A 12,601-nucleotide genomic window follows, 5' to 3' on the forward strand; every position below is an offset into this window, starting at 1 on the left:
CAGCGGGCAGCGGGCAGCGGGCAGCGGGCAGCGGGCAGCGGGCAGCGGGCAGCGGGCAGCGGGCAGCGGGCAGCGGGCAGCGGGCAGCGGGCAGCGGGCAGCGGGCAGCGGGCAGCGGGCAGCGGGCAGCGGGCGGCGGGCGAAACGGCCGGAAAGCACGACGGCGCCGGCCTCCTCGCGGAGGGCCGGCGCCGGCGCGTCAGCGCTGGGCTGGAATCAGAGCGGGCGGATGTTGGCCGCCTGCGGGCCCTTCTGGCCCTGGGTCACCTCGAACTCGACCCGCTGGTTCTCGTCCAGGCTGCGGTAGCCGGAAGTCTGGATGGCGGAGAAGTGGGCGAAGACGTCGGCGCCGCCGTCGTCCGGGGTGATGAACCCAAAGCCCTTGTCCGCGTTGAACCACTTCACTACGCCGGTAACCATGATCGTCTCCTCGACGGTCGATCGCTCCCGACCATTATGGACGGGAACGAGGTAATAAGTCTCGCACTTCGCGGGACTCGTGCTGCCGTACTGATCGCCCGTACCGGAGAACCCCGGGTTACGACAAAGAGCGCCTGGGGCAGACTTCCCCACAGGCGCTCCTGAGTACTTGGGAACCAAACTGACACAACGCGTAGGAGCCTAGCACGCACAAGGGGGTCTGCTCGTGATCGGCGTGGAAGTGGCACGGCAACTCAGGGAGGCAGGGTTGGGGTGGAAGCCCGCCCCGGGGGACAGCTTCGCCATCCCCGACCGAGACCTGGACGAGGACACCTTCGTGCTCAGCAACATGACCATCGAGGTGTACCCGGTGCCCGAGGGGCGCGTCATCGGCTTCAACGGCACCACCGAGTGGGCGCTCGACGACGTGGAGCTCGACGAGGCGCTCTGGCTGCCCCGGGAGGACCAGCTGCGCGACCTGCTCGGCGGGACTTTCCGCAGCCTGCGACGGGGCGACGCGGGCTACGAGGTCGGCATCACCCTGCTGGGTGAGGACCGTACGTTCACCGCGGCGTCGCCGGAGGAGGCGTACGCGGCGGCTCTGTTGCATCTCCTGGCCGCTGCCGGCCTCTGACCGGGGGCCAGGGCTCCCGGGGGCTCACCGGCCCGGGTCGGCCTCGGGGAGCTCGGCGATGAGCGCGGCCAGGCCGTCGGCGTCGAGCAGGTCGGCCGGGCGTACGGTCACGCCGTCGCGGACGTAGTGGAAGCCGGCCCGTACCCGTGCGACCGGCACGCCCGCCAGCGCCGCCCATGCCACCCGGTACGCCGCGAGCTGCACAGTGGCGGCCGCGGCGTCGGCTGCGGCGGGGCGCCGGCCGGTCTTCCAGTCGATGACGTCGAAGCGGTTGCCGGGCTCGGCGAAGACGGCGTCCATCCGGCCACGGATCACCACACCGGCCACGGTGGTGGCGAACGGGACCTCGACCTCGACCGGCGTACGGTCCGCCCACTCCCCCGCCAGGAATGCCTCCTGCAACGCGGCCAGCTCCTCGTCCGCCGCCGCGTCGTCGTCCGCCGCGCCGGGCAGTTCGTCGAGGTCGAGCAGGCGTACGGACCCGTACCGTTGCTCCAGCCAGGCATGGAACGCCGTGCCCCGCCGCGCGAAGGGCGCGGGCCGCTGCGGCAGCGGCCGGCGCAGGGAGCGGGCCAGCAGTTGCGGGTCGCGGCGCAGGACGACCAGCTGGGACACCGACAAGTGCGGCGGCAGCGCCACCTCGAGCGGGCCGTCGCGCCGGACCCGTTCCTCCCGCTCGGCTAGCAGCAACGCCGCCTCCTGCCGCCACCGCTGCACGTCCGGATCCACCTCGGCGGCCGGCTCGGCAGGTTCGGCTTCCGCACCCGCGGGCTGCGGCTCCGCAGGCCGGCCCTCCGCGGCCTGAGCCGTAGCCTGGAGGGCTTCGGTTGCGGGCGGGGCCAGCCCGGTCAGGTCGGCGGCCAGTCCGGCGCGCGCCCCCACCTCGGCGTCCGACTCCGCCAGCTCGGCGAACGCGGCCGCCGCCTCCGGGGTCGGTGCGGCGATCATCCGCCGGATCAGGTCGGCGGCCGCCGCCATCGCCGGGCGGCGCGCGCCCAGCGGGTCCGACGGCCACTCCGCCGACGCCACCAACTCGGCGCTGGGATTGGCGGCGTCTCCGGGCGGTTCCGGCGCCCAGTGCTCGACCACCCCGACGCCCTCGCCGCAGGCGTCCCGGATCTCGGTCAGGAACACCGACGGGCCGCGGGGCCGCTTCACGCCGTCGCCCCACCAGTAGCCCGACGCCAGCAGCAGCCGGCGCGGACGGGTGACGGCCACGTACGCGAGCCGCCGCTCCTCCCGCTCGTCGTGCTCACGCCACGCCCGCCCGAACGCCGTCACGGCCGCGGCCACGTCCTTCTGGTCGACGGCCTCCGCCAGGTCCAGCTCCGGCAGCCCGTCGGAGTCCCCCCGCAGCGGGAACGGCAGCACCCCGATGCCGCCCAGGTAGTTGTCCGAGCCCCGGGTCATGCCCGGCCACACGTTTTTCGTGAGACCCGCCACGGAGACCACGTCCCACTCCAGGCCCTTGGCGGCGTGGGCGGTCAGGATCTGGACGGCGCCCTCGACCACGTCCACCTGGCCGGGGGTGAGGCCGCGCTCCTCCTCCTCGGCCGCGGCGAGGAACGCGAGGAACCCCGCGAGCGTGCCGCCGTCGGTCTCGCCCGCGTACCGGGCGGCGACGTCTCCGAGCGCGTCGAGGTGGCCTCGGGCCAGGCCTGCGTCACCCGCGCCCCAGCCGCGTACGGCGACCTCGACGTCCAGGCCGGTGGTGCGCTCGATGTCGGCGACCAGGTCGGGCAGCGGCTGGTCGAGGCGCAGGCGCAGTTCCGCCAGCTCCCTGCTGTACGCGCGCAGCCGCAGGTAGCCCTCCTGCGAGTACTGCTGGGGTGCCCCCAGGTCGGCCATCGCCTCGACGAGCGTGGCGTCCTCGAGCCGGTCCCCGAAGATCTGCTGCGCATCATCCGGACCGGGCGCCGCAGAAGAGCCGGAACCGGGCGTCGGGGTAGAGCCGGAGCCGGGCGCCGTCGTCGATGGGCCGGTTGTCGCGGCGGCGCGGGCGGAGGCGATCGCCCGGGCCCGGCGGTGCAGCGCCACCAGGTCGCGCGGGCCGATGCGCCAGCGGGCGCCCGTCAGGAGGCGCAGCAGGGCCGCGCCGTCGGTCGGGTCGGCGAGCACCCGCAGCGTGCAGACGACGTCGCGGACCTCCGGCGTGTCGAGCAGGCCGCCCAGGCCCACCACCTCGACGGGCAGGCCGCGGGCACGCAGCGCCTCCTCGATCGCCGGGATCTGGCTGCGCACCCGGACCAGGACCGCGCTGGTCGGCCGCTTCTCCAGCGGGATGTCCGCCGGCGCCGCCTCCGGCAGCCGGGCCGCCGCCCGCCACGAGGCCAGCACCGAGTCCGCGATCCAATCCGCCTCTTCCGCGTACGTGGACAGCAGCGCGCACGCCACCGTGCGGCCACCGACGCGATCAGCCACCCGCTGGGCCGGGACGAGCTCGGCAACCCGGGCGCCGGCGGCGCGCAGCGGACGCGAGAGGGCGTTGGCGACCTGGAGGATCTCGGGACGGTTGCGCCAGCTCCGGGTCAGATTCAGCACCCACGCCTCGCGACCGCCGGGGCCGGTGAACTCGGCGGGGAAACGGTCAAGCGTGCCCGCGGACGCACCGCGCCAGCCGTAGATCGATTGGCAGGGGTCGCCGACCGCGGTCACCGGGTGGCCGCCGCCGAACAGCGCGTTCAGCAGCACGACCTGGGCGTGGCTGGTGTCCTGGTACTCGTCCAGCAGCACGATCTTGTAGCGGCCCCGCTCGATCGCACCCACTTCGGGATGATTCCGGGCCACCAGCGCGGCGCGGGCCATCTGGTCGCCGAAGTCCATCGCCTCCAGGTCGAGTTTGCGCTGCTCATAGAGGCGTACGAGGGGCAGCAGGGTGAGCCGGTGCCGCTGGCGCTGCAGCATGTCGGCGACGTCCTTGTAGACCCGGCCGGGCAGCGACTGCACGTCGGCGAAGAACCGTCCCGTCCACGCGGCCAGGTCGTCGGGGCCGACGAGGTGCTCGGCCAGCTCGCCGGAGAGCGCCAGCACGTCGTCGGTGACGGTGCCGGGCGCGCGGTTCAGCCCCGTCATCTCCCCGGTGTACGAGCGCACCAGCGAGTCCACGATCTGCCACCGGGCCGCCTCGGTGAGCAGCCGGGCGGACGGCTCGTACCCGGCGCGCAGGCCGTGCTCGGTGACCACGCGGGCCGCGTACGAGTGGTAGGTGGCGACCGTCGGCTCCCCGGCCAGCGCCTCCTGCTGCCCCAGCCGGCGGACCAGCTGACCGAGCCGCGTCCGTACGCGATGGGCCAGCTCGCCGGCGGCCTTACGGGTGAACGTCAGGCCGAGGATCTCGTCCGGGTGGGCGTACCCGTTGGCGACGAGCCAGACCACCCGCGAGGCCATCGTCTCCGTCTTTCCGGACCCGGCACCCGCGACGACCAGGACGGGTTCGACCGGGGCCGCGATGATCGCGGCCTGCTCCGGGGTGGGCGCGTGCAGCCGCAGCAGCCGGGCGAGCTCCAGCGGGGTGTAGCGCGGCCCGGCATCGGCGCGCCGCCGCGGCCGGGGTTCGGCGTCGGCGAAAAGGCTCGGTTGCGTCATCGTGGACGGTTCTACCCTCGCTGGTCCGCGGCGGGCGGACCGGACGCCGGCCCGCCGACGGTGCCGGCGCGCGTGGACGGCGCGGGGCCGGGTTCGACGACCTGCCGGCCCTGACCGCTGACCGGGCAGCTGGTCCGCACCGGACAGACCCGGCACTTCGCGTTCGCGACGGCTGAGAAGGTCGCCGCGGCCATCGTGTCGGCGGTGCGGCGGACCATCGCGTACGCCCACTGCGGGTCGTCGGCCTCGGCGAGCGGCACCTGCATCTGCTCGCGCGCCTCCTTGCTCGGCCCGAGCTGCACCAACGCCGCCCCGCCGCTGCCGGCGCCCTCGGCGAGCTGGTCGAACGCGCCCGCGTCCACGGCGGCCTGATATCCGGCGAGCTGGGCGTGCTCCTCCACCTCGCTCGCGGTGACCGCGGTGCTCTTGCCGGTCTTCAGGTCGATGACGACCAGCCGGCCCTGCTCGTCCACCTCCAGCCGGTCGACCCGCCCGGTGAGCTGGATCGGCCGCGTCGGGTCGTCGAGGCGCACGGTGAACTCGTGCTCGATCGCGAGCAGCCGCCGCGGGTTGCGCGCCAGCCAGCGCAGCAGCTTGTCCACCATGCCCTGCGCGCGTTCCTGCTCCGGCCCGGCCAGCCAGCGCGCCGCCAGCTCGATCGCGTCGAACCGCGCCGACACGTACTCGACGAGCCGCTCCCGGTCGGCGTTCGCGTCCTCGGCCAGCATCGCCGCGGCGTGCACCAGGTTGCCGACCCCCTGCGCGGGTCCGGCCGGCGCGGCACCGCCATGGCGTTCCAGCAGCCAGCGCAGGCTGCACCGCAGAGCGCTCTCCATCGCCGACGGCGTCACCTTCACCGGCTCGCCGTCGTCGACCAGCGGCCGGTCGTCGGAGAGCGGCCGCAGCCCCCACCACTCGTCGGGATGGGCCCCGGGCACCCCGGCCTGGGCGAGCCGGGCCAGCTCGGCCGCTGCGGCATGCCGCCGGGCGGGCGTGGCGTCGGGCGCTACCACGACGGTACGCAGCTCCGCGACCAGCGCGGACAGGGTGAGGGCGCGGGGCGGGCGGCCCAAGGGCAGCTCGAAGTCACCCTCGCCCTCCCCGGGTTTCTGGATGTCCGCGTTGCCGGGGTCCGGCTCGCCGGCGCCGGCGTCGGTGGGGTCCGGCTCGCGGGCGTCCGGGTCGTCGTCGGGTTCGGGTTCCGGGGGGCCGGGGTCGTCCGGGCCCGGTTCCGTGGGGCCCGGGCCGCCTGGGCCGCCCGGGCCGGCGGGCGGTGGGTCGCCTCCGCCGCGGCGGTCCGGCATGGCCAGCTCGCTCAGGAAGCGGCTCGGTTGCTCCTCGCCGTCCGCGCCGCCCACGCTGGCCGAGGCCACCGCGGTCACGACCAGCCGCTGCCGGGCCCGGGTGGTGGCCACGTAGAAGAGGCGGCGTTCCTCGTCGAGCAGCGCCGAGGTCTGACCGGCGATCGCCGCCGTGTCCGGGGCGGCCCGGCCCGCGAGGACGTCGACGAGGCGTTCCGAGCCCAGCAGGCTGCCGCGCAGCCGCAGGTCCGGCCAGATGCCCTCCTGGACGCCGGCCAGCACCACGACATCCCACTCCAGGCCCTTGGCGGCGTGCGCGGTGAGCAGGCGTACGGCCTCACCGCGGTCCGCGCTCGGGGCGATGGAGTCGGCGGGCAGGTCCTGGCCGAGCACGTGGTCGAGGAACACCTCCGTACGCGCACCCGGCAGCCGGTCGACGAAACGGGCGGCGGCGTCGAACAGCACCACCATCGCGTCGAGGTCGCGGTCGGCTGCCTCGGCGCGCCACTGCCGGGCCCGGCCGCCCTCGCCGCCGGGGTCGGCCGGGGCGCCGCGGGTGCTGAGGGCGTACCACTTCTCGGCGAGACCGCCGGCGCGCCAGACCGACCAGAGCACCTGCTCGGCGGTCGCGGCCGGCGCGGCCGCCGCCTCCCGGGCGGTGGCGAGCAGCCGGGCGACGTTCTGCGCGGGCGCCGCCCAGCGTCGCTCCACCATGTCGAGGCCGGCCGGGTCGCGCACCGCGTCGACGAGCAGCTCGCCGGAGGGCCTGCGGTCGCCGGCCGCCAGCGCGAGCGCCCGCAGTCCTTGCCGCAGCCGCCGCTCGGCCAGCGGGTCCGCCCCGCCCAGCGGCGAGTGCAGCAGCGCGACCGCCGCCTCCTCGTCCAGCACCGCGGGGTCGAGGGCGCAGCGCAGGAGCAGCAGGAACGGCGCGACCGCGGGTTGCAGGTGCAGCGGCATGTCCTCGGCATGGGTGACGGTGGGCACGCCGGCGGCCGCGAGCCCGCGCTGCAGGGAGGGCAGTTGCAGGCTGGTGGACCGCAGCACCACGGCCATCCGGGACCAGGGGACGCCGTGCAGCAGGTGGGCCTCGCGCAGGGCGTGCGCGACGAACGCGGTCTCGCTGGTCGGCGAGCGGAAGGTACGCACGACCGCCTCAGGCGCCGGCGAGGCGGATCCGGCCGAGGAAGCAGGACCAGCCGGCGTAGCGGCGGGCGCGGAGGGTGCGTGTGCGGCCGGGGGGTGCATGGGGCGGTGGCGGACCCGGCCGCGCATGCGTCGGGCGACCCGGCTCGTGGCGGCCAGCAGGCCCGGGCGGGCGCGGTAGTTGGTGTGCAGCGTGATGACTTCCGCCAGCGCGCCCGATGCCGTGCGGAAGCGGGCCGGGAAGGTGTCGATCGCTTCCGGGTCGGCGCCGCGGAAGCCGTAGATGGAGGAGTCCGGGTCGCCGAACGCCACCAGCGGTTTGCCGCCGCCCGCCACCAGGGTGAGCAGGTCGATCTGGGCCGGGTCGGTGTCGGCGAGCTCGTCGACGTAGACGTACGCCAGGCGGCGGCGCTCCGCCTCCAGCAGGCCCGGGTCGTCGGTGAGCAGGCCGGCGGCCGCGCGGATGAGCTCGGCCGGGTCGTAGGCCGTCGAGCCGCGGGTGGTGACGTCGCGCAGGGCGAGGACGGCCACGTACTCGCGGAGGAAGCGGGCCGCGGCGGGCCAGTCGTCGCGGCCGAGTCTCTCGCCGAGGCGGGCGAGCTCGACCGGGCCGATGCCGCGCTCGGCCGCTCGTTGCATGAGGTCGCGGAGCTGCTGGGCGAAGGCGCGGGTGGGCAGGGCCGGGCGCAGCGCCTCCGGCCAGCGGACCGTGTCCGGCGCCTGGTCGTCCCCGACGACCTCGAGCAGCTCGCGGATGATGAGATCCTGCTCCGGACCGGTGAGCAGCCGGGGGGACGGTTCGCCGCGCTCGGCGGCCGCGCGGCGGAGCAGGCCGAAGGCGTACGCGTGGAAGGTGCGTACCAAGGGCTCGTGGTAGGTCGCGCCGCCGATCCGGGCCTCGATGCGGTCGCGCAGCGCGGTGGCGCCGCGGCGGCCGAAGGTCAGCACCAGGATGCGCTCGGGGTCGACGCCCGCGGCGATGCGCTCGGCGACCGCCTCGACCAGCACCGTGGTCTTGCCCGTGCCGGGGCCGCCGACGACCAGCAGCGGACCGTCCGTATGACCGGCGACATACCGCTGCACCGGGTCGTCCAGCAGCGGCGCCGCGGCGGGCGCGGGGCGGCGCACCAGCCGGTACGCGGGCCGGCGCACTGCCGCGGGGGTCGAAGTCACGGCACCAATGACACCACGCAGCTACGACAAAATCCGCTTCAGGGTTTCCCGATCGAGGCGCGCAGGCGTACGGGCATGGGCACGCGGTGCACCTGCGGTTCGCCCGGGGGGCCGAGGAGCAGCTCCACGGCCTTCCATCCGAGCTGGTAGTGCGGCAGGGAGATGCTGGTCAGCTGGGGTCGCAGCCACGCCGCGAGGTCGGAGTCGTCGAAGGAGAGCACCGACACGTCGTCCGGGATGGCGTGTCCGGCCTCACGCAACGCCTGGTACGCCCCCAGCGCGATCCGGTCGTTCAGGCAGATCAGCGTCCGCGGCTTCAGCCCGTTTACCAGCGCGGCGCGCACCGCCTCGTACGCGGGCTCGGGCCACCAGTCGCAGTCGATCGTGCCGGCGAGCCTGACCCCCGCGGCACCGAAGCCCTCGCGGATGCCGGCGAGCCGTTCGCGCCCGGCGAAGACGTGCTGGGCGGGGCTGCCGACGAGGTGGATGCCGTCGCGGTGGCCGGCCTCGATGACCGTCTTGGCGGCGCTCCAGCCGGCGCCCACCTCGTCGGGGATCACCGAGTGGTACGCCGGTCTCGCCGCCCGGGTCAGGCAGTTGAGCAGCACCACCGGGTGGCCCTTGATCACCTTGGGGATGCGGACGTAGCGGGTGAACATGCTCGCGTACACGAACGCGTCGACCTGCCGGTCGAGGAAGTCGGAGATCAGCTTCTCCTCGACGACCGCGTCGCCCTCGGTCTCGCCGATGAAGAGCAGGTGTCCGTGGGCGACCGCGGCGGCGAGGGCGCCGTGGATGGCGCGGCCGGCGTACGGGTCGGAGGCGAGGGTGTCGGAGACCAGCGCGACGGTCTTGGTGACCTTGGTCCGCAAGCTCCGCGCCATGAGGTTGGGCCGGTAGTCGAGCTCCTGGGCCGCGCGGAGCACCCGTTGCCGGGCGTCCTCGGATATCCGCATGTCGACGTGGCGTCCGGCGAGGACGAAGGACGCCGTACTGCGGGACACACCGGCCCGCTGTGCGACCTGCAGCAGGGTGGCCCGTTGCTGAGGCATGGCGCAAAGTGTTCCACGCGCGGTCCACGGCGCCGACGCGGCTCCGCGCCTTTCGCGAAACTTCACGCAGGTGTTGGCACATCGACAACCCTTGACGCCCGGCAAGGAAGCGAGGAGCGTCAGCGCTAAACCCATCTAGCAGACCCCCTGCCGAGCCGGCAGCCGCAGTCGCACCGGTTCGGCAGGGCCGGGGACGCCCCACGGACCCGCCTGACCCCGTACCCGCGGGCGGCGGTGGCCGGTATGCCGCCGGCATCCGCGGCGCCCCTTCGCCGCCGCGGGCCGCCGTGGCACCGCGGCGACGAGAACCCGGCCCGGCAGCGTCAAGCCGCCGGCCGCGCGGGAGCGTCGCGCACCGGGGCGCGCGTCCGGTGAGAGCATGCCCCGGCGCGCCCACCGCGTCGCCCGGCGGGCTGCCGAGGCCCCGGTCACGCCGGGGACGGATGACTACCGCCCCCGGCGTGACAACCCTTCAGGCCGTCAGCGCCCGCTCGACGGCGTCCAGCGCGGCGTCGATCGAGGTGACCAGCGTGACCTGGGCGAGCGCGGGCCCGCGGACGAACCCGGTCCCGGTGATCTCACCCAGCCAGCGCCACAGTCCGCCGTAGAAGCCGTCCGGGTCGAGGACGACGATCGGCTTGCGGTGCAGGTCGAGGGTGGCGGTCGTCCACACCTCGAACAGCTCGTCCAGGGTGCCGAGGCCGCCCGGCAGGGTCACGAACGCGTCGGAGCGCTCGATCATGATGTTCTTGCGGGCGCCCATGTCGGTGGTGACGACCAGCTCGTCGGCGGAGGGGTCGGCGACCTCGAGGTCCACCAGGGACTGCGGGATCACGCCGAGGGTGTGGGCGCCGCCGGACCGGGCCCCGTCGGCGACCGCGCCCATCATGCCGACGCAGCCGCCGCCCGAGACGAGCGTGTGCCCGCGCGGGCCGAGGGCCTTGCCGAACGCGGTGGCCAGGTCGAGGTGCTTGCGGTCGATCGCGGACGAGGAGGCGCAGAAAACGCAGATGGCCGCCACGTCACCGCTTCCCGTTGCCGTTGGCCGCGCGGTCGGCGTCCACGATCATCTTGACCGCCTCCTCGACGTCGTCGGTCACCGTGATGAGGTCAAGATCGTCCGCGCTCACCTTGCCGTCGGCGAGCAGCCGCTGCTTGATCCAGTCGAAGAGGCCGCCCCAGTACTCCGTGCCCATGAGGATCACCGGGAACCGGGTCACCTTGCGGGTCTGTACGAGCGTGACCGCCTCGAACAGCTCGTCCAGGGTCCCGAAGCCGCCCGGCAGCACGACGAAGGCCTGCGCGTACTTGACGAACATGGTCTTGCGGACGAAGAAGTAGCGGAAGTCGATGCCGATGTCGACCCAGTCGTTGAGCCCCTGCTCGAACGGCAGTTCGATACCGAGCCCGACCGACATGCCGCCGGCCTCGGTGGCGCCGCGGTTGGCCGCCTCCATCACGCCCGGGCCGCCGCCGGTGATCACCGCGTAGCCGGCCCCGGCCAGGGCCGCGCCCAACTGGGTGGCGAGCTCGCACTCGGGGCTGTCCGGGGAACTGCGGGCGGAGCCGAAGACGCTCACCGCCGGCGGCAGGTCCGCGAGGGTGTCGAAGCCCTCGACGAACTCCGACAGGATCCGCAGGGCGCGCCAGGCGTCCTTCGTCTTCCACTCACCCCGGTGGTGCGAGTCGAGCAGTTTCTCGTCGGCCGTGCTCGGCGGTATCGAATCACGCCGCAGCGTGACGGCGCCGCGATGACGCTCCTGGGGTACGCGCTCACGGCCGTTGGTGCTGTCCGTCATGGCACCCACGGTAGTGCGGACGGTCCGTAACCGGTGAATAACCGGTTGGGTTTCGGCAAGAGGATTGCGGCCCCGCGGCGTTTTTGCCAGATTGAAGCCACGGACGGTAGCTCCGCGACGTCTGTACAGTTACCGACCCACCCGCACGGCAGGCACGGCGCTCGGCTCCGGCCGGGCATCTGGGCGAAGGAGCCACCGTGATGACCCGTTACGAGCGCATGAAGATGCAGCGCCGCATGCAGCGGCGGATCCGGCAGGTCGTCGAGGAACGCCGCCTGGCGCTCGCCCTGCGGCCGCCGGCGGACCCGGCGTTCGACCCCGAGACCACGGTCGAGATACCGCGGCCGCAGCAGGCCTGAGATCCCGGCAGGGCCGCCGATTCAGTACGCCGCCAGCCAGCGGTGCAGCGTGGCGGCACCGTCGCGGATCTTGCCGATCTCGACGTGCTCGTCCGGGGCGTGGGCCAGCATCGGGTCCCCCGGCCCGTAGTTCAGCGCGGGCACGCCCAGCGCCGAGAACCGCGACACGTCGGTCCAGCCCAGCTTCGCGGCCGGCTCCGAGCCCACCGCGGTCACGAAGTCGCGGGCCGGGGCGGCGTCCAGCCCCGGCAGCGCCCCGGGCGCCGAGTCGGTCACCTCGAGCTCGAAGCCCGCGAAGACCTCGTGCAGGTGGTCGAGGGCCTGCTGCTCCGTACGGTCCGGGGCGAAGCGCAGGTCCACCTCGACGGCGCACTCGTCCGGGATGACGTTGCCGGCCACGCCGCCGGTGATCCGTACGGCGCTCAGCCCTTCACGGTACGTACACCCATCGATGGTGACCGTGCGCGGCCGGTAGTCGCCCAGCCGTCGCAGCACCTCCCCCGCCGCGTGGATGGCGTTCACTCCGCGCCACGCCCGCGCGGGATGCGCCCGGCGCCCGCGGGTGCGTACGGTCACCCGCAATGTGCCCTGGCAGCCCGCCTCGACCACCCCGTACGTGGGCTCCAGCAGGACCGCGAAGTCGGCGGCGAGCCACTCCGGACGGTGTTGGGAGAGCAGGTGCAGCCCGTTGAACTGACTCTCGATCTCCTCCGACTCGTAGAACAGGTACGTCAGGTCGTAGCGGGGATCGGGCAGGGTGGCCGCGAGGTGCAGTGCCAGGGCCACCCCCGACTTCATGTCCGCGGTGCCGCAGCCGTAGATGAGGTCGTCCACCACGGTCGAGGGCAGGTTGCCGTTGACCGGGACGGTGTCGAGGTGCCCGGCGAGCACGACGCGCTGGTCGCGGCCGAGGTCCGTCCGCGCCATCACCGTGTTCCCGTGGCGCTCGGTGCTCAGGTGCGGCGCCTGCCGCAGGACGTCCTCCACGCAGTCGGCGATGACCTTCTCGTCGCGCGAGACAGACTCGATGTCGACAAGCGTGCGGGTGAGCACCACGGGGTCGACGAGCACGTCCGGGGTCAGGGGGTTGCCCATGAGCCGCACACTACCGGCCGGACGTGCCCTAGTAGTGTTC

Annotated in this window: 9 protein-coding genes; 2 read left to right on the forward strand and 7 right to left on the reverse strand. The window is 74.2% G+C overall.

Annotation, left to right across the window (positions count from 1 at the left end; all coding sequences use genetic code 11):
- Positions 1-216 precede the first annotated feature (216 nt).
- The gene (gene cspE / locus IT780_RS35845) at positions 217-420 is read right to left on the reverse strand and encodes a transcription antiterminator/RNA stability regulator CspE (protein ID WP_015625344.1); all 204 of its coding nucleotides are present in this window, start codon (positions 418-420) and stop codon (positions 217-219) included.
- A 268-nt stretch (positions 421-688) separates the two neighbouring features.
- On the opposite strand from cspE, the gene IT780_RS35850 reads away from it, so the two are divergent.
- Positions 689-1,054: a pilus assembly protein CpaE gene (locus IT780_RS35850; protein WP_233414065.1), complete on the forward strand. Its 366-nt coding sequence runs from the start codon at positions 689-691 to the stop codon at positions 1,052-1,054.
- A gap of 24 nt (positions 1,055-1,078) precedes the next feature.
- On the opposite strand, the gene IT780_RS35855 is transcribed toward IT780_RS35850, so the two are convergent.
- The 5 genes from IT780_RS35855 to IT780_RS35875 form a co-directional block, all read right to left on the reverse strand.
- Positions 1,079-4,639 carry an ATP-dependent helicase gene (locus IT780_RS35855; protein ID WP_199516302.1) on the reverse strand — a complete coding sequence of 1,187 codons (3,561 nt, stop codon included), beginning with the start codon at positions 4,637-4,639 and terminating at the stop codon, positions 1,079-1,081.
- An 11-nt stretch (positions 4,640-4,650) separates the two neighbouring features.
- Entirely contained in the window at positions 4,651-8,256 is a 3,606-nt protein-coding gene (locus tag IT780_RS35860) for an ATP-dependent helicase (protein ID WP_199516303.1), read from the reverse strand.
- Positions 8,257-8,294: 38 nt separating this feature from the next.
- Positions 8,295-9,308 carry a LacI family DNA-binding transcriptional regulator gene (locus tag IT780_RS35865; protein WP_199516304.1) on the reverse strand — a complete coding sequence of 338 codons (1,014 nt, stop codon included), beginning with the start codon at positions 9,306-9,308 and terminating at the stop codon, positions 8,295-8,297.
- A gap of 472 nt (positions 9,309-9,780) precedes the next feature.
- Positions 9,781-10,329, reverse strand: coding sequence for an LOG family protein (locus IT780_RS35870; RefSeq protein WP_199516305.1), 549 nt, complete (start codon positions 10,327-10,329; stop codon positions 9,781-9,783).
- A 1-nt stretch (position 10,330) separates the two neighbouring features.
- Positions 10,331-11,107: an LOG family protein gene (locus tag IT780_RS35875; RefSeq protein ID WP_199516306.1), complete on the reverse strand. Its 777-nt coding sequence runs from the start codon at positions 11,105-11,107 to the stop codon at positions 10,331-10,333.
- Between the two features lie 200 nt (positions 11,108-11,307).
- Here IT780_RS35875 and IT780_RS35880 point away from each other — a divergent pair, with 200 nt between their 5' ends.
- Positions 11,308-11,466, forward strand: a complete 159-nt coding sequence (locus tag IT780_RS35880) for a hypothetical protein (RefSeq protein WP_199516307.1) — start codon at positions 11,308-11,310, stop codon at positions 11,464-11,466.
- Positions 11,467-11,487: 21 nt separating this feature from the next.
- Here IT780_RS35880 and dapE read toward each other — a convergent pair whose 3' ends face one another.
- A complete protein-coding gene (gene dapE / locus IT780_RS35885; protein WP_199516308.1) occupies positions 11,488-12,561 on the reverse strand; it encodes a succinyl-diaminopimelate desuccinylase in 1,074 nt (357 codons plus the stop codon).
- Positions 12,562-12,601 lie beyond the last annotated feature (40 nt).

Origin of the sequence: Nucisporomicrobium flavum (assembly GCF_016464385.1) — a bacterium.
In the GTDB taxonomy this organism is placed as follows: Bacteria; Actinomycetota; Actinomycetes; order Mycobacteriales; family Micromonosporaceae; genus Actinoplanes; species Actinoplanes flavus_A.

Coding starts and splice junctions, on each gene's coding strand:
- cspE (WP_015625344.1), bottom strand. CDS start 420: ATGGTTACCGGCGTAGTGAAGTGGTTCAACGCGGACAAGGGCTTTGGG.
- IT780_RS35855 (WP_199516302.1), bottom strand. CDS start 4,639: ATGACGCAACCGAGCCTTTTCGCCGACGCCGAACCCCGGCCGCGGCGG.
- IT780_RS35865 (WP_199516304.1), bottom strand. CDS start 9,308: ATGCCTCAGCAACGGGCCACCCTGCTGCAGGTCGCACAGCGGGCCGGT.
- IT780_RS35875 (WP_199516306.1), bottom strand. CDS start 11,107: ATGACGGACAGCACCAACGGCCGTGAGCGCGTACCCCAGGAGCGTCAT.
- IT780_RS35880 (WP_199516307.1), top strand. CDS start 11,308: ATGACCCGTTACGAGCGCATGAAGATGCAGCGCCGCATGCAGCGGCGG.
- dapE (WP_199516308.1), bottom strand. CDS start 12,561: ATGGGCAACCCCCTGACCCCGGACGTGCTCGTCGACCCCGTGGTGCTC.